The sequence below is a fragment of the Paenibacillus sp. UNC451MF genome, assembly GCF_000686845.1.
GTDB lineage: Bacteria > Bacillota > Bacilli > Paenibacillales > NBRC-103111 > Paenibacillus_S.
Genome location: NZ_JMLS01000004.1, coordinates 333828 through 351541, shown reverse-complemented (window position 1 = coordinate 351541; position 17714 = coordinate 333828). Strand labels below are relative to the sequence as shown.

The 17714-nt window shown below is 46.4% G+C and carries 14 protein-coding genes; all 14 read left to right on the top strand.

Going from position 1 to position 17714, the window contains the following annotated elements:
* Positions 1 to 44 precede the first annotated feature (44 nt).
* On the top strand, positions 45 to 1547 hold the full coding sequence (locus tag BP97_RS0109105) for a sugar ABC transporter ATP-binding protein (RefSeq protein ID WP_028548831.1): 1503 nt from the start codon (positions 45 to 47) through the stop codon (positions 1545 to 1547).
* A gap of 11 nt (positions 1548 to 1558) precedes the next feature.
* The gene (locus tag BP97_RS0109100) at positions 1559 to 2551 is read left to right on the top strand and encodes an ABC transporter permease (protein WP_028548830.1); all 993 of its coding nucleotides are present in this window, start codon (positions 1559 to 1561) and stop codon (positions 2549 to 2551) included.
* Between the two features lie 70 nt (positions 2552 to 2621).
* The gene (locus BP97_RS0109095; protein ID WP_028548829.1) at positions 2622 to 3653 is read left to right on the top strand and encodes an ABC transporter substrate-binding protein; all 1032 of its coding nucleotides are present in this window, start codon (positions 2622 to 2624) and stop codon (positions 3651 to 3653) included.
* 185 nt (positions 3654 to 3838) lie between these two features.
* The gene (locus BP97_RS0109090; RefSeq protein WP_028548828.1) at positions 3839 to 5449 is read left to right on the top strand and encodes a response regulator transcription factor; all 1611 of its coding nucleotides are present in this window, start codon (positions 3839 to 3841) and stop codon (positions 5447 to 5449) included.
* Positions 5446 to 7209, top strand: coding sequence for a cache domain-containing sensor histidine kinase (locus BP97_RS0109085; protein ID WP_028548827.1), 1764 nt, complete (start codon positions 5446 to 5448; stop codon positions 7207 to 7209). The genes BP97_RS0109090 and BP97_RS0109085 overlap by 4 nt, the downstream gene beginning before the upstream one ends.
* Before the next feature lie 31 nt (positions 7210 to 7240).
* Entirely contained in the window at positions 7241 to 8221 is a 981-nt protein-coding gene (locus tag BP97_RS0109080; RefSeq protein ID WP_028548826.1) for a substrate-binding domain-containing protein, read from the top strand.
* An 83-nt stretch (positions 8222 to 8304) separates the two neighbouring features.
* Positions 8305 to 9432: a GntR family transcriptional regulator gene (locus BP97_RS0109075; protein WP_231506254.1), complete on the top strand. Its 1128-nt coding sequence runs from the start codon at positions 8305 to 8307 to the stop codon at positions 9430 to 9432.
* A 76-nt stretch (positions 9433 to 9508) separates the two neighbouring features.
* Complete coding sequence (gene araD / locus BP97_RS0109070; protein ID WP_028548824.1) at positions 9509 to 10198, top strand: L-ribulose-5-phosphate 4-epimerase; 690 nt, start codon at positions 9509 to 9511, stop codon at positions 10196 to 10198.
* Positions 10199 to 10252: 54 nt separating this feature from the next.
* Complete coding sequence (locus BP97_RS0109065; protein WP_028548823.1) at positions 10253 to 11923, top strand: ribulokinase; 1671 nt, start codon at positions 10253 to 10255, stop codon at positions 11921 to 11923.
* A 61-nt stretch (positions 11924 to 11984) separates the two neighbouring features.
* Positions 11985 to 13478 carry an L-arabinose isomerase gene (gene araA / locus BP97_RS0109060; RefSeq protein ID WP_028548822.1) on the top strand — a complete coding sequence of 498 codons (1494 nt, stop codon included), beginning with the start codon at positions 11985 to 11987 and terminating at the stop codon, positions 13476 to 13478.
* Between the two features lie 231 nt (positions 13479 to 13709).
* Positions 13710 to 14492, top strand: a complete 783-nt coding sequence (locus BP97_RS0109055) for a squalene/phytoene synthase family protein (protein WP_051620461.1) — start codon at positions 13710 to 13712, stop codon at positions 14490 to 14492.
* A 125-nt stretch (positions 14493 to 14617) separates the two neighbouring features.
* Positions 14618 to 15118: a DinB family protein gene (locus BP97_RS0109050; RefSeq protein ID WP_028548820.1), complete on the top strand. Its 501-nt coding sequence runs from the start codon at positions 14618 to 14620 to the stop codon at positions 15116 to 15118.
* Between the two features lie 226 nt (positions 15119 to 15344).
* Positions 15345 to 16532: a Gfo/Idh/MocA family protein gene (locus BP97_RS0109045; protein WP_028548819.1), complete on the top strand. Its 1188-nt coding sequence runs from the start codon at positions 15345 to 15347 to the stop codon at positions 16530 to 16532.
* 14 nt (positions 16533 to 16546) lie between these two features.
* Entirely contained in the window at positions 16547 to 17707 is a 1161-nt protein-coding gene (locus BP97_RS0109040; RefSeq protein ID WP_028548818.1) for a dihydrodipicolinate synthase family protein, read from the top strand.
* Positions 17708 to 17714: the final 7 nt, after the last annotated feature.

Below are 17714 nucleotides of genomic sequence, written 5' to 3'. Positions count from 1 at the left end.
AACTCATAGTTAATAAGGGATTCGAGGTGTTGGTGGTGGCTGTAATGATTGAGCCTCTAGTTGAATTGGAAGGAATCGACAAGCATTTTCCAGGTGTACACGCTCTGAATCAATGTAAGTTCACTTTAATGCCGGGTGAAGTTCATGCTTTGGTAGGCGAAAATGGGGCTGGTAAATCGACATTAATGAAAGTGCTTACAGGGGTTTATCAGAAGGATGCGGGAATTCTTCGCTATAAAGGTAAGGAGATCCACATTCCCAATACAAGAACCGCACAGCAATTGGGGATCAGTATGATTCATCAAGAGCTGAATCTAATGCCACATCTAACCATAGCCCAAAACATTTTTATAGGCAGAGAGCCGGGGAAAATACTCAAGCTGTTCCTAAATGAAAAATTACTGAATGATCAAGCGCAGCTCTTATTTAACCGGATCAAGCTGCAATTGGACCCGCGAACTTTAGTGTCCGAGCTGACCGTTGCTCAACAGCAAATGGTGGAGATAGCCAAAGCGCTTTCGTTCCAATCGCAAGTGCTCATTATGGATGAGCCGACTGCTGCATTGACGGATAGTGAGATTAATGACTTGTTCAGGATTATTGGCGAGCTTAAAGCAAATGGTGTGGGCATTGTGTATATCTCACATCGGATGGAGGAACTCAAGCGGATCACGGATCGGATCACGGTCATGAGGGACGGCTGCTATATTGATACGGTTCCGACTCAAGAGGTAACGACGGATCGCATAATAGCAATGATGGTCGGCAGGGAGCTATACCAAACTGCAAAACCATCGATTGGCAGTGTTAATCAAGAAACGGTGCTGGAGGTCAGTAAACTGAATCGAAAAGGAACGATCAAGGATGTGACTTTTTCCCTGCGAAAAGGGGAGATTCTAGGGTTCGCCGGTTTAATGGGAGCGGGTCGTACGGAAGTGGCCAGGGCCATATTCGGAGCAGATCCTATTGATTCTGGTGAGATTCGCATTCACGGTCAGAAAGTTCGAATCAAGCAGCCGCACCATGCAGTTCGCCATGGGATAGGATATTTGTCGGAAGACCGCAAGCAATTCGGACTCATGGTAGACATGGATGTTCAGACGAATATTACTATCGGATCATTAGAGAAATTTAATCATGCAGTAGGCTGGTTGAACGATTATCAAATCATGAATGCCTCAACGCAATACGTTGAATCCATGAAGATCAAAACACCTGGAATAGATCAAAAAGTGAAGTTTCTTTCGGGTGGCAATCAACAAAAGGTGGTTATTAGCAAATGGCTTCTTCGCGATTGCGATATCTTAATTTTTGACGAACCTACTCGGGGAGTTGATGTTGGCGCGAAGACGGAGATCTATAAACTACTGGATCAACTCGCCGAACAGGGCAAATCGATCATAATGATCTCCTCAGATCTTCCGGAAATTCTTAGGATGAGCCATCGCATTGTGATCATGTGTGAGGGACGTATAACGGGTGAGCTTGACAGTGAACAAGCAACTCAGGAAAGGATTATGAGATATGCTACGATGCGCAACGAATAGGGGGAAGCAAGATGGAAATGACGGCAGTCCGTAAAAAACAGACGACGGTTAAAACCGGTGCGACACAAAAATTGCTGGCTTTTGCCAGTCTGATTGTATTGGTTATCTTTTTCTCGATATCATCCAGCAACTTTTTTCAATTTGATAACATTGTTGGCATCATGCTGTCGACAGCCGTTATAGGAATACTAGCTCTAGGGTCTACCTTCGTCATCATTACCGGAGGTATAGATCTGGCGGTGGGCACTGTAATGACTTTTTCAGCGGTAATGACTGGAGTTATTATCACGATATGGCATTTACCTTTACCAATGGGTGTTATTGGCGGGATAGCTACAGGAGCGCTATGTGGTCTTATTAGCGGTTTGGCGGTTGCCAAAATGAAGATTCCGCCGTTCATTGCAACATTAGCGATGATGATGATCACTAAGGGACTATCGCTTGTGATTTCGGGTACAAAGCCCATTTATTTTAACGATATGCCTGCCTTTACCAAAATTTCTATGAGTTCAGTTATCGGATCGATTATACCGGGGTGGGATATCCCTAATGCTGTGCTTATTTTTTTCGCTGCTGCGATAGTGGCGAGTCTTATTCTAACCCGAACGATTATCGGCCGATTTAACTTTGCTCTTGGGAGTAACGAAGAGGCGACCCGTTTATCTGGGGTTAACGTTCACTTTTGGAAGGTGCTCATCTACACGCTGACAGGGGTATTCAGTGGGATTGCGGGAATTATGATGGCATCACGTTTAAACTCAGCCCAACCGGCTCTGGGGCAAGGCTATGAATTGGAAGCGATTGCAGCCGTAGTGATAGGAGGAACATCGCTGAGCGGTGGGCATGGGTCCATTTTGGGAACCGTAATCGGCGCTCTAATCATGAGTGTATTAACGAATGGACTGCGTATTTTATCGGTTCCACAGGAATGGCAGACGGTCATTGTAGGATTGGTCGTTATGTTGGCCGTGTATGCGGACATTTTGAGGCGCCGTAAAAAATGACTTGATATCGGTATCGTCTCCAGTCATGGAGTCACATACAATCCATTTAATAGTAAGGGGAGAAATGAGTATGAAAAAAGGAAAAAAGCTGATCCTTACGGCGGCCCTCATGCTGCTGACTACTACATTACTCGGAGCTTGCGGTACAAATACGCCTGCCTCAGCACCGACCGAGAAACCGAAAGATAATACAACAGCAGCTACACCTGCACCAGATCCTAAGAAATCGGATAAAGTGTACATTCCCCTTATTTCCAAAGGGTTTCAGCATCAGTTCTGGCAGGCGGTCAAGCAAGGGGCTGAGAAAGCAGCCAAGGAGTTTCAGGTTGAAATTACCTTCGAAGGACCGGAAACCGAAACTCAGGTAGACAAACAGATTGAGATGCTCCAGGCCGCACTAGGCAAAAATCCGAAAGCGATCGCTTTCGCCGCTTTAGACAGTAAAGCAGCGCTTCCTCTACTGCAAAAAGCAAAGGCAGCCAACATCCCTGTCGTAGGCTTCGACTCCGGGGTGGATAGTGATATCCCGGTTACGACCGCAGCCACAGATAATAAAGCGGCTGCTGCATTGGCAGCTGATAAGATGGCTTCGCTAATCGGCAATGAGGGTGAAATTGCTTTGGTTGTACATGACCAAACAAGCCGTACAGGGATTGATAGAAGGGACGGCTTTGTCAATCAGATCAAAGAGAAATATCCGAAAATCAAAATTGTCGACATTCAATACGGCGGCGGAGACCAGCTGAAATCGACCGATTTGACCAAAGCGATTATTCAGGCACATCCGAATGTCAAAGGATTCTTCGGTGCTAACGAAGGATCAGCCATCGGGGTGCTGAATGGAGTGACTGAGCTGAAAAAAGAAGGGAAAATCGTCATCATTGGATACGATTCAGGCAAGCAGCAGATCGATGCGATCCGCAGTGGCAAAATGGCCGGCGCTATTACTCAGGACCCTATCGGTATTGGCTATTGGTCTGTAAAAGCTGCGGTTCAAGCTATTAAGGGAGAAAGTGTGAAGAAAAATATCGATACGGGCTTCCACTGGTACGATAAGACAAATATTGATTCGGATCAAATCAAACCATTGCTTTATAATTGATCGGACCCTACACTCAGGATGCATTGTTCAAATAATAGAAGGGGCTGTTCCGCAAGGGGCAGCCTCTCTTCCTTCGTTTCTCCGAATTGGAACTTTTTTGTTGCTGAGCGAATCGAGGTCTGTATACAATGAAGTAACAAGCCTTTTTCTGGCAGAAGCAGACTAAAGAGAGGTAGCGCATCCGAATGTATAAAATCATCCTTATTGACGATGAAGATGAGGTTAGGGAAGGGATCAAGCGCAAAACGAACTGGACCTCCTGCGGATTTGAATTGGTTGGCGATTTCGTCAATGGACGTGATGCACTGGAATCAATGGAGCAGCTGCAGCCGGACATTGTCATTACGGACATTTGTATGCCGTTTATGGATGGTCTGGAACTTGCCGAACGAATTGCTGAGCAATATCGGGACGTAGTCGTAGTCATTGTAACGGGCTACGAGGATTTTGAATATGCCAAGCAGGCGATTAAGCTAAAGGTGAAGGATTACTTGCTGAAGCCGGTTAACTCACAGGAATTCACAGCCTTTTTATTGAAAATGAAGCAGGAGCTCGATGATGCACGAGCAAAAAGAGAAGACCTCAGTCAGCTGAAGCTCCAGCTTAACCAAAGCTTGCCCTTGCTGAAGGAACGCTTTCTCGAGCGCATGGCCGTTTCACGGATGAAGAAGGAAGAAATCGAACGGAAATTTCGATATTTTTGCCTCTCACTGCCAGGTCCTGCCTATACGGCCATTGTAGGAGACATCGATGATTTTAAGCGGGATTCGTATGAAGATCAAGAGTCAGAAATAGAGCTGCTGCGTTTTGCGGCTTTTAATATTATTCAGGAAATATTTGAGCAGGAGGGAGGTATCGTATTTCGGACGCGAGACGAGAAAATCGCCATTCTCTATTCAGGAGATCCTGGATTGATTCCGCTAATCGTACAGAAGTTGACCGGTCATGCCAAGCATAGTGTGGAAAAGGTGCTGAATATGTCTTTTTCTATGGGGATTGGCAGAACGTATCCCGAGCTGCAGCAGTTATCTCAATCGTTTCAAGAAGCAAACTCAGCATTGGATTACCGGTTTCTGCTCGGCAAGAGCCAGATTATTTCTATCAGCGACCTTGAATTCGGCAAAAGCTTCAACAGTATTAAGTACAATGAGTGGGAGAAGAAGCTGTTATCTGCAATGAAGACAGGAAGCGTACCGAAGGCAGCACAATATTTAAAGGAAGGAATCGACGATCTACGCAAGTCGGTGTCTTCGATCGATCAATGCTATGGAACCTTTTACAAGCTGTTAGTGGCTTTAATGAACATGGTATCGGAGGCTGGATTCGACCATTCAGATCTGTTCGCGGACAACCCGTTTTCCAAGCTTACATCTATGAAAACATTGAATGAGGTACAAACGTGGCTCGAGCATCAGTGTGAGCAGATCATATGCTATCTTGCCGCTAAAAGAACGGATGTGACCCAATCGCAGATGAAGCAAGCCGAAACCTTTATCCGGGACCATTACAACGACGAGAGCTTTTCTCTTCAGCATGTATGCAATCATATTTATATGAGCATGAGTTATTTCAGTGCTCAGTTCAAGCTCCATACCGGAGAAACCTTCGTTGAATATTTAACTCGAACCCGACTGGAGAAAGCGAAAGAGCTGCTCAGCATTACCCAGCTGAAGACCTATGACATCGCCGCTAGAGTAGGCTACAGCGACCCGCAATATTTCAGCGTCATCTTCAAGCGAAATACTGGAATGACGCCCAAGGAATATCGAGCCAGGAAAGGGAGCGGCAGCATATGACTTTTCGCCGTTTGTTTCGGTTTAAGAGTATTCATACGAATATTGCCCTCGCTTTTTCCTGCCTCATCCTGTGTACGACGGTTATTTTAAGCTACAGCTCCTACCTGCTATCTGCTGATGCGGTAACGGATAATTCAATGGAATATACCACCGAGCTTATCGGGCAGGTAAATACGAACATCCAAACCTATTTAGACAATATGAAAAGCATCTCCGCTTTGGCTTTCAGCAGTGGAGATCTCAAGAGGTTCGCCTCTTTACCAGACCCAGGTACTCAGGAAGGAAATCAAATTCAAGAACAGCTTCGCGGTTTTTTTCGATCCATCGTCTCATCCCGAAATGATATCGCTTCCATTATGTTTGTAGGCTCTAACGGAGCTGTGGTGTCAGATAGACTTGCATCGCAAACCAAATCATACGTTGAGCTGACAGGTCAGGATTGGTACCGCAAAACAACAGATGCCCAAGGCAGCGTAGTGATCTCCTCCTCGCATGTACAGCATATTTTTTATAACGAGTACCGGTGGGTTGTATCGATTAGCCGGCAGCTCCCTGGAGCAAACGATGCGTCCTCGAGCGGTGTCTTGTTGGTAGATTTGAACTATAACGTGATCAATGATTTATGCAAGCAAATCCATCTTGGCAAACGTGGATATGTGTTCATACTCGATCCTACCGGCGATCTTATCTATCATCCGCAGCAGCAAATCATATATACACAAATGAAGTCTGAGCAGCTGACGTCAGTTCTGAATGCAAAAGACAGCTCCTTCGTAGCAGGAAATGGGATTGATAGCAAAATATATACGATACGAACGACGGATTTCAGATGGAAAATCGTAGGTGTCACTTATCCGGATGATCTTGTCGGAAATAAGCAAAAGATGCAGCTATCTTCTGCCTTGTGGGGATTACTGTGCCTCATCGTCGCGCTTGCTATCTCAATCATAATTTCTTATACACTGACCAAATCAATTAAAAAGCTGGATATCCATATGAAGAAGGTAGAAAAAGGCGATTTCGATATTCGTGTAGATATCGACAGCACTAACGAAATCGGCAAGCTGGCGCGTACGTTTAATCTGATGATCGGCAAAATAAGAGAATTGATGAGTCAAATTGTAGAAGAGCAAAAAATGAAACGGAGCAGCGAGCTCAAGGCGCTTCAGGCGCAAATACAGCCACATTTTCTATATAATACGCTCGATTCAATCATTTGGATGGCAGAGACAGGCAAAATGGCGGATGTGGTTACAATGACCTCAGCCTTGTCCAAGCTTCTGCGGGCAAGTATAGGCAAAGGGGAGGAACTCGTAGCGATTGCGGTGGAGTTACAGCATGTTGAAAACTATTTAACGATCCAGAGCATCCGCTACAGAAACAAATTTGCTTATTCGATCGATGTGAGTCCTGAGATCCTGGAATGTAAAATGCTAAGAATTGTGCTGCAGCCTCTCGTTGAAAACGCGATCTATCATGGAATTAAGTATAAGGCTGACAAAGGAATTATTCGGATCACTGGCAGTAAGGTGGGCGATGACATAGAGCTGCGTGTCATGGATGATGGGGTAGGGATCATGCCGGATAAGCTGGAGCAGCTGCTCTGGAAGTCCCGCGAAGCGGAGAATGACAAAGGAGTAGGGCTGCATAATGTCAACCATCGAATCAAGCTCTACTTTGGCGAGTCTTACGGGTTAAGGTTTGAAAGTGAACCGGAGGAAGGAACAACGGCTATCGTTAGAATCCCCTCACTTTCATGAAGCGAAGCTCTCAAGACAGGAGTGTGTCATAGTGAATAAAAAATGGCTGGGCCTAGCGCTTTCCGCAGTCGTATTATCAACGGCTGTTTATTCAGCTGCAGCAGGAGTGTCCGCCAAACTGTCTACAAAAGATAGCCCGATCTTGTTTGTTCCTAAGACGATCGACTCTAGAGTAGAGTTTTGGGAAGTGATGAAGCAGGGTGTTTTTGCAGCAGCTAAAGAATATGGTGTTAAAGTGGAAGTAGTCGGGACTGTAAACGAATCTGATGTGGAGGAGCAAATCACGCTCTTCGAGCAGACGATAACCCAAAAGCCAAAGGCGATTGTGATGGCGGCGACTGATTATAACCGTGTCGTTCCTGTTGCGAAGAAGATTGTACAGTCCGGCATAAAGCTGATTACGGTAGACTCGGGCCTTGAAGGCGGGATCTCTTCCAGTTTCATCGCGACGGACAACTATGCTGCAGGGTTAAAAGCGGGGCAATCCATCCAGGGCAGCCTTCCAAGAGATAGTTCCGTAGCTATTATCAGCTTTGTCAAAGGGTCTACAACTGCGATGGAACGGGAGCGGGGCGTCCGAGACAGCTTGAAAGCTGCGGGAATCTCTGTCTTCGGTACCTTTTACAGCAATGCATCGGAGGAAAAGGCATATGACATCGCCAAATACCTGATTACAAACGAACCGGCCATCAAGGGAATTATCGGGTTGAACGAACCATCTGCCGTCGGTGCCGCTAAAGCCGTAAAAGAGCTAGGGGCAACTGAACGTGTGAAGATGGTTGGTTTTGATAGCTCTATGAATGAGATCGCTTTTTTGGAGGAAGGCATTCTGCTTGCTACTGTAGTACAGAAGCCGTTCAACATGGGATATTTGGCCATAAAAGCCGCGCTTCAGGCTGTGAATGGGGATAAGCTGGAAAGCACGATCGATACAGGCTCTGAACTGATTACTAAAGAAAATATGTATTCAAAAGAAAACCAAAAGCTGTTGTTCCCCTTTGCCGAAAAATAACAGCCTCTGCCAGTTACCTTGCATAATATGTACTTACAACTTTGAATAATGATATAATGAACATAAAATTAGGAATGACCAGCATGGAATTGGTTCTTTTTGAGGTGACTTTTATGACAGACGCTAAGCAGCAGCCAAAGTATTTGATATTGAAACAAGAAATATTGTCTTGGCTACAATCGGGTAAGTTAAAGCCCGACGATCAAATGCCGACAGAGAATGAGATAGCAGAACAGTTTCGAATGAGCAGACAAACGGTGAGACAAACGTTCGGAGTGCTGGAGCAGGAGGGTTGGATTTTCAGGGTTCAAGGCAGAGGAACCTTTGTCTCTAATCCACAAACAGCACGGAAACAGCAAGATGTACAGACGATTGGAATAATCACAACGTATATATCGGATTATATTTTCCCTCATATTGTACGTGGAGCTGAAGCGGCATTGCGGAACAAAGGATACCGTATGCTTTTGTCCAGCACAGACAATGACAAGGACAAGGAGAGGGAAAGCTTGCAGATGATGATGAGCCAGCCATTAAGCGGCCTTATTATCGAGCCGACCAAGAGCGCGGAGGGCAACCCGAATTTAAGCTATTATTTGACGTTGAATTACCAAGACATTCCATTCATAATGATCAATGAGAGTTATCCAGAAATCAATTGTCCGTACATTAAGGTGGATGATGAAGCAGGTGGTTACAAAGCCGCAGAGCATCTGATCAAGCTCGGACACCGAAGAATAGCAGGTTTTTTCAAAATGGATGATTTGCAGGGCGTCAATCGGCTCAAAGGCTTTATTAAAGCGCATCAAGAATTTAGGGTTCCGCTGCTACCGGATTCTGTAATCCACTACACGACGGAGGATAAGGCGACCAAACCGTTCGAGGCCGGATTAGAGATGCTAAGTAATGAAACGGAGCGTCCTACAGCTTTCGTATGCTACAACGACGAGTTGGCAATCATGCTGCTTGAAGCCGTAAGACAGGCGGGACTGAGTGTGCCGGAGCATATCTCAATCGTCGGATTCGATGATTCGTCTTTGGCTGTTGCAACCGAGGTTAAGCTGACCACACTAACTCATCCCAAAGCAGATATGGGGATTATGGCAGCGGATATGCTGATTGCTATGATTGAGCAAAATACGGACACAATGACCTGCAATGTCATTGAACCAGAGCTTATTATTAGAGAATCGACAAAGCCAATAAAATAATTGTAGAAAAATTGTACGTACAAATATATAATAACGGTATCGGACTTATTCGTCTTTGGAAAGGTGATGATACAAGTTGTTATTACAACTCAAGCAGGCCGTTTTGGAAGCGAATCTGGATTTGCCCAAATACGGTCTTGTTACGTTTACTTGGGGAAATGTAAGCGGTATCGACCGTGATCAAGGCCTTGTTGTAATTAAACCAAGCGGAGTTCCTTACGAGAAGCTTAAGCTTGAAGATCTAGTCGTAATCGATCTGGAAGGGAACCAGGTAGAAGGGAAGCTCAGACCTTCTTCGGACACACCTACACATCTGGTGCTTTACAAAGCATTCCCGCAAGTTGGCGGTATTGTACATACTCATTCGCCATGGGCAACCATATGGGCACAAGCGGGAAGAGGTATTCCAGCACTCGGAACGACTCATGCCGACTATTTTTACGGAGAGGTTCCTTGTACGAGAGCGATGACGGAGACCGAAATTCAAGGGGCTTATGAGCTTGAAACCGGCAATGTCATAGTAGAGACGTTCCGAGGCCGTGACCCACTCCAGCTTCCAGGCGTTCTGGTTCATTCACATGCTCCGTTCAACTGGGGGAAGGATCCGCATCAGGCAGTACATAATGCAGTAGTGTTAGAAGAGGTGGCCAAGATGGGTTACCACACGAAAGCATTAAATGCACATATTCCATCTATGGACCAAACGCTGCTTGATCGTCATTTTTTGCGTAAGCATGGTGCGAACGCGTATTACGGACAGAGGTAGTAAGAAGTATCTTGGATGATAAGAAAAGCGATCTAAGGAGGAGCATAGAAACGTATGGGAAAAAAGTATGCTGTAGGCATAGATTATGGAACGGAATCAGGACGTGCCGTATTGGTCGATCTTTCGGACGGTACAGAGGTTGCTGATCATGTTACCCCTTACCCTCACAATGTGATTGACGAGAAGCTCCCTGATTCGGGACTAAAGCTCGATCACGATTGGGCACTTCAGCATCCAGCGGATTACATCGAGGTGCTTAAACGTTCTGTTCCCGCAATTATCCAAACCTCAAGAGTGAACCCGGCAGACGTTATCGGCATTGGTATTGATTTTACAGCTTGCACAATGCTGCCTGTCAATGCTGAAGGAAAGCCGCTATGCTTCGATCCGGAGCTGCGGGCGAAACCGCATAGCTGGGTGAAGCTTTGGAAGCATCATGCGGCACAGGATGAGGCGAATCGAATCAATGAGCTGGCTCAGCAGAGGGGCGAATCGTTTTTACCACGGTATGGAGGCAAAATTTCTTCCGAGTGGATGGTTGCGAAAATATGGCAGATCCTTAACGAAGATCCGGATATATATGAAAAGACGGATCAGTTTCTGGAAGCGGCGGATTGGGTTGTTTCCCAGATGACGGGAAACCGTCTTAGAAACAGCTGCACAGCAGGCTACAAAGCGATATGGCATAAGCAGGACGGTTATCCGAGTGAGGCTTTCTTTAAAGCACTGGACCCGAGATTGGAAAAGCTGACAAGCACAAAGCTGCGCGGCGAGGTTGTGCCTTTGGGGACAAAGGCTGGAGAACTGACAGAAGATATGGCAAGGCTGACGGGTCTGAAAGCTGGTACAGCCGTAGCGGTTGGGAATGTTGATGCACACGCTGCCGTTCCAGGTGTTGGGGTGGTTACACCTGGCAAGCTAGTCATGGCGATGGGAACTTCGATTTGCCATCTGCTGCTTGGAAATGAAGAACGGCAGGTTGAAGGTATGTGCGGCGTTGTAGAAGATGGAATCATTCCAGGATACCTGGGCTATGAAGCGGGGCAATCCGCAGTGGGGGACATTTTTGCATGGTACGTAGATGAGGCGGTACCAGCTTATGTGCACGAAGCGGCTCTTAAGGAAGGCATCCATGTTCATGAATGGCTGGAAAAAAGAGCTTCAGCATACAAGCCAGGAGAAACGGGTCTCCTAGCTCTCGATTGGTGGAACGGAAATCGTTCTGTATTGGTGGATACGGATTTAACGGGATTATTGGTGGGCTGCACATTGCTGACTAAGCCCGAAGAAATTTACCGAACGCTTCTGGAGGCAACGGCTTTTGGCACCAGAAAAATCGTAGATGCGTTCCACGATAACGGAGTCGAGGTAAACGAGCTTTACGCGTGCGGCGGACTTCCGCAGAAAAATCGGTTATTAATGCAAATTTATGCGGATGTCACGAATCGTGAAATTAAAATTGCCGATTCCAAGCAGACGCCGGCTTTAGGCGCGGCTATGTTCGGAGCCGTCGCAGCAGGGGCAGCTCAAGGCGGTTACGATACGATCGTGGAGGCGGCAGAGAAAATGGCCCGAGTTCGCGAAGAAACTTATAAGCCTATCCCAGAGCATGTAGCTGTCTATGAAAAGCTATATGAAGAATATAACAAGCTTCATAATTACTTTGGTCGCGGTGAGAACGATGTTATGAAGCGTCTGAAGTCGATCAAGGAAGCGGCTCGGTAGTCCGCGATACAAAAGGACTTGTTTATCCTATAACAATGCACTTATTAGGAGGTTATTTACCATGTTATCCATAAAACCATATACGTTTTGGTTTGTTACTGGAAGCCAGCATTTATACGGTCCAGAAACACTCAAGGAAGTAGACGAGCATTCCGCACGGATTACCGAAGGACTGGATAACGATCCGGCAATCCCGTTTAAGGTTGTTTTCAAGCCTGTACTTACTACTCCCGAGGCGATTCGCAATCTATGTATCGAAGCTAACGCAGATGATACCTGCGCAGGAATTATCACTTGGATGCATACGTTCTCACCTGCGAAGATGTGGATCGCCGGGCTTTCTGAGCTGCGCAAGCCACTGCTTCATCTCCATACGCAGTATAACCGTGATATTCCATGGGACAGCATCGATATGGACTTTATGAACTTGAACCAATCTGCACATGGTGACCGTGAGTATGGCTTTATCGGAGCAAGAATGGGGATCGCCCGTAAAGTTGTCGTAGGTTACTGGGAGGATCCACAGGTTCGAAGCCGTATCGGAGGATGGATGAATACGGCGGTTGCCTTTACGGAAGGACGCAGCTTGAAGGTGGCAAGATTTGGTGATAATATGCGACAGGTTGCCGTTACTGAAGGAGATAAGGTAGAAGCACAAATCAAATTCGGCTGGTCGGTGAATGGTTATGGCATCGGGGATTTGGTTCAAAGGATAAACGATATTTCGGAGAATGAAGTGAATCGGTTATTTGAGGAGTACAACGATTTGTATAGTATCTCTCCGGAAGGACGTGCTGCGGGTCCTATTCGCGAAGCCATTCTCGAGCAAGCCAGGATTGAATTGGGAATGAAATCATTTCTCGAAGAAGGAGGCTTTGGCGCCTTCACGACTACCTTTGAGGATTTGCACGGCATGAAGCAGCTGCCCGGTTTGGCCGCTCAGCGTTTGATGGCAGCAGGATACGGGTTTGGAGGAGAAGGCGATTGGAAGACAGCTGCGTTGGTGCGGACCATGAAGCTGATCTCAGGTAATGTAGGTACTTCCTTTATGGAAGATTACACGTATCATTTTGAACCGGGGAATGAGCTTGTACTTGGATCGCATATGCTTGAAGTGTGTCCGACTATTGCAGCCACACGGCCTACTATTGAAGTGCATCCTCTTTCCATTGGCGGTAAAGCCGATCCGGCTCGACTCATCTTCGATGGCAGCGGCGGAGCCGCGCTTAATGCTTCAATCATTGACATGGGTAATCGCTTCCGTCTCGTTGTCAACGAGGTGGATGCTGTGAAGCCTGAACAAGCTATGCCTAAGCTGCCGGTGGCACGTGTTCTTTGGAAGCCACAGCCAACGTTGAATCTTGCAGCGGAGGCGTGGATTCATGCAGGAGGAGCGCATCATACAGTGTTCTCATACGTGGTGTCCGCGGAACAGCTTGCAGATTGGTCTGAGATGGTGGGAATTGAATGTGTGCTCATCAATCAAAACAGCACGATTCCAGCATTGCGCAATGAATTAAGATGGAATGACTTGTACTGGCGTATGAGATCATAATAAAATAATTGGCACTTACCAGGCCTTCTGCAACAGTTTCCTTTGCAGAAGGTCTTTTACCGTGAGGTCTTCTGTTATTGGTAGGAAAGCAGCGATATCGTTAGAAAATGCAATCTTATTTGGCTTGAACATATGATTTTGTGTTATCATGGAATAAATGCTACGAACAGATAATAGCTAAGCGCATACTTGGAGGGAGCACTCATCAATAACATCGTCCTAAATGATGCAATGACCATGTTGAAAAAAACAAGCCGCACTTTCTATATTCCAATCAGTCAATTGGAAACAGGATTGAAGGAAGCGGTATCATCGGCTTATCTTTGCATGAGAGCCATAGATGAAATTGAGGATCATGAAGAGCTGCCGGATGAATTAAAAGTGCAATTATTAGTCGGAATACGAGATGCTTTTCAATCCGATCATGTAACTGAAGCTACGCAACAGGTTCTGGCCCCTCACCGTGATAAGCTGCCGGCGGTAACGTACCAGTTGGATGAGTGGGTGCGGCTATGCCCGACTACCGCATTGCCCGTCATTATCCCTTATATTGCCAAAATGTCGTCTCAAATGGCTGATTGGGTCCAAGACGGGTGGAGTATTCAAACGGAAGAGGATTTGGACCGATACACTTACAGTGTGGCGGGGATGGTTGGAGAAATGTTGTCCGAGCTGTGGCTGTGGTATGACGGGACCCCATCTGATCGTGAAAAGGCTGTTGCTTTCGGAAGAGGGCTGCAGGCGGTAAATATTCTTCGTAATCGCAAAGAAGACCTTGAGCGCGGTGTTGATTTCTATCCGAATGGATGGGACTTTAAGGAAATGCAGGAGTATACTCGGCGCAATTTACAAATTGCCGATTCTTACATTGCAGACCTCAAGCAAGGTCCGGCATTGAAATTTTGTAAAATACCTCTAGCTCTAGCTCATGCTACAATCAATCTCCTGTCTGCGGGTGGCAGTAAATTAACAAGAGATGCAGTACTCAAAATTGTAGGACGCGTGATGAATTGATCAAGGATTTTCTAACAGAACATAACTACTTCAGCTATCTTGACATACAGTTGTCAGGGTAGCTGTTTTATTATAAAGGTAATTAATAATTCTAGCGATTGACGAAGAAGAGGAGATGAGCTGCTTTGGAAAATCCAGCTAAAAAAATGTACGACTTTCATGTTTGGGCGAATCAAACGATGATCAATCGTCTCAAGGAGCTTCCAGAGGAAGTTTATACAAGAGAAATACAGAGTGTGTTCAGTTCTGTATGCAAGGCCATATCCCATATCTACATCGTGGATACCTGTTGGTTAAAAATTCTTTACGGCAAAAGTATGAATGAAGCGCTAGCTGAATCATTCCAGCTGCAAGAGCAAACGGAAGCCAAGAGCGTAAGGGAAATGGAAATTCTATATGCGGAGCTTGCTGAGCGGTATAGAGCCATTTTGGTTACTTTGGACAATATGGATGAAACAATAACCCTTGACAACCCATATGCAGGGGTTAGGGATACTAGCTACTCCGAGATTCTTTTGCAAATTGTGAACCACGCTACATACCATCGCGGTAACATAACGGCTATGCTTCGTCAAATGGGGCATGCCTCCGTAATGACTGAATATGCTTTATATTGGTATTCGTAATCAATTTATTATCAACAAAGGCTATCAGTATCCAACCGTCCTATTTATTTGTGGACGGTTATTTTTGTGCCATCGTTTCGGACAAAAGGGTTCCAATAGTTAGAATACAGTTCTTAAAATGATAAGACTTACTCTTCGTTTATAACTAGTATGAAAGTATAGGTTTTATATACTAAGCGGTGGCATAATGACACCTGCTACTATGAATGGAGAGGGGATTCAAACAATGACAGTACACAATGTTGGAATCATAATGAATGGGGTTACAGGACGCATGGGGACGAATCAGCATTTGATCCGATCCATTCTGGCTATCCGTAAGCAGGGTGGCGTAACGCTGCCTAATGGAGATGTAATTATGCCTGACCCGATTTTGGTTGGTCGTCAGGAGCATAAATTGAAAGCGTTAGCAGAGGCCCATGGTCTGACTCGTTGGAGCACTGATCTTGCCAGCTGCTTGGCTGACCCGAACAATACAATTTATTTTGATTCTCAAACGACCGTTCATCGCGCCCAAAGCATACGTCAAGCTATTGCGGCCGGTAAACATATTTATTGCGAGAAGCCGACGGCAACAAATTTGGAAGAATCGTTGGAGCTGGCCAAGCTTGTAACTTCTGCCGGATTAAAGAACGGTGTTGTACAGGATAAGCTGTTCCTTCCAGGTCTCCTTAAGTTGAAACGTTTGGTGGATTCCGGTTTCTTCGGCAAAATATTGTCTGTTCGGATGGAGTTCGGCTATTGGGTGTTTGAGGGCAATTGGCAGCAGGCTCAACGTCCATCATGGAACTATCGCAAAGAGGATGGCGGCGGTATTATTGTCGACATGTTTGCTCACTGGAGATATGTGCTCGACAATTTATTCGGTGAGGTTCGTTCGGTATCTTGCTTGGGTGTGACTCATATACCGGAGCGTGTAGATGAGCTGGGCGAGACTTACGAATGTACGGCTGACGACGCTGCATATGCGACGTTTGAGCTCGAAGGCGGTATCGTAGTTCAGGCCAATTCCTCTTGGGCCGTTCGTGTGAACCGGGATGACCTGCTTACGATTCAGGTAGATGGTACGGAAGGTAGTGCTGTAGCCGGTTTGCGTGATTGTAAGATTCAGCATCGCGTTAACACACCTAAGCCGGTTTGGAATCCGGATATTCCAAATCCATTCCAATTCGAGGAGCAGTGGCAGGATGTGCCGGACAATCAGCTGTTCGATAATGGGTTTAAAGTACAATGGGAGCTGTTCTTGAAGCATATCGTTATCGATACGCCATTCCCGTGGGATTTGCTCGAAGGAGCCAAAGGAACACAGTTGGCAGAATTAGGCTTGCGCTCTTGGGAAGAACGCCGCTGGTTGGATGTGCCTGAGCTGAAACTTGAATCTGTTTCCGAGGATCAATTGGCTTCGGCCAAGTAAGGAGGAACTCCGATATGAATCGTGAATTGCAGCTGCCCCGAGCAGGGGGCTCGCTTTATACTTATACACCAGGCCATTCGGCACCGATTGAACTACCGAAAGGACCTCTGAAAAGCCGCATCGCATTTTCTGCCGCGCACGTGGTGTGTGATCCTTTTGCTGATGCTGATCCATTGAATCATGCCCAAATCGATTGGGAAGCCACCTTGGCTTACCGTCGTCATCTCTGGTCGTTAGGGCTTTCTGTAGCCGAAGCTATGGATACAGCACAAAGAGGTATGGGGCTGGACTGGAACAGAGCGAAGGAGCTGATCAGCCGCTCTGTTGCTGAAGCTCAAGCTGTTCAAGGACGTATTGCATGCGGAGCGGGAACGGATCATCTGGCTCCTGGGCCGCATGTGACGCTGGAGCAGGTTGAACAGGCTTATGAGGAACAAGTAGCGTTCGTGGAAGGACTCGGAGGCCAGGTTATTCTCATGGCGAGTCGTGCGTTAGCGGCTTGCGCCAAAGGACCGGAAGATTACGAGCGAGTCTACGGACGTATTTTGAGCCAAGTATCGAAACCTGTCATACTTCATTGGTTGGGTGATATGTTTGACCCTGCATTAGCTGGGTATTGGGGAGAGCGGGATCTTGACGCTGCCATGGAGGTATGTCTTAATGTTATTCGCTCCCATGCGGATAAGGTAGACGGCATTAAAATTTCCTTGCTCGATGATGAGAAAGAAATTCGGATGCGCCGCCTGCTTCCTGAACAAGTGAAAATGTACACGGGGGATGATTTTAATTATCCCACGTTGATTCGTGGAGACGAGCAAGGGTATAGTCATGCGCTCCTCGGAATATTTGATGCGATCGCTCCTGCTGCTGCTGCGGCGATTCATGCACTCGACTCAGGAGATGAGGCGCGATATAACGCGCTGCTTGAGCCTACCGTTGCTTTGTCGAGACATATATTCCAAAAGCCGACCTATGCTTATAAAACCGGTATCGTATTTATGGCTTATTTGAATGGCCATCAAAGTCATTTCCGGATGATCGGCGGTGCCGAGGGCTCCAGATCCGTTGTTCATTTATCTGAACTGTTCGTCTTGGCTGACAAAGCAGGTCTGCTGGTAGATCCGGATCTAGCTGCTCAGCGGATGCGCAGCGTACTGACTTTAGCGGGAATTTAATGCTTAC

Coding starts and splice junctions, on each gene's coding strand:
- BP97_RS0109105 (WP_028548831.1), top strand. CDS start 45: ATGATTGAGCCTCTAGTTGAATTGGAAGGAATCGACAAGCATTTTCCA.
- BP97_RS0109040 (WP_028548818.1), top strand. CDS start 16,547: ATGAATCGTGAATTGCAGCTGCCCCGAGCAGGGGGCTCGCTTTATACT.
- BP97_RS0109085 (WP_028548827.1), top strand. CDS start 5,446: ATGACTTTTCGCCGTTTGTTTCGGTTTAAGAGTATTCATACGAATATT.
- araA (WP_028548822.1), top strand. CDS start 11,985: ATGTTATCCATAAAACCATATACGTTTTGGTTTGTTACTGGAAGCCAG.
- BP97_RS0109065 (WP_028548823.1), top strand. CDS start 10,253: ATGGGAAAAAAGTATGCTGTAGGCATAGATTATGGAACGGAATCAGGA.
- BP97_RS0109100 (WP_028548830.1), top strand. CDS start 1,559: ATGGAAATGACGGCAGTCCGTAAAAAACAGACGACGGTTAAAACCGGT.
- BP97_RS0109045 (WP_028548819.1), top strand. CDS start 15,345: ATGACAGTACACAATGTTGGAATCATAATGAATGGGGTTACAGGACGC.
- BP97_RS0109055 (WP_051620461.1), top strand. CDS start 13,710: ATGACCATGTTGAAAAAAACAAGCCGCACTTTCTATATTCCAATCAGT.
- BP97_RS0109095 (WP_028548829.1), top strand. CDS start 2,622: ATGAAAAAAGGAAAAAAGCTGATCCTTACGGCGGCCCTCATGCTGCTG.
- BP97_RS0109090 (WP_028548828.1), top strand. CDS start 3,839: ATGTATAAAATCATCCTTATTGACGATGAAGATGAGGTTAGGGAAGGG.
- BP97_RS0109075 (WP_231506254.1), top strand. CDS start 8,305: ATGGAATTGGTTCTTTTTGAGGTGACTTTTATGACAGACGCTAAGCAG.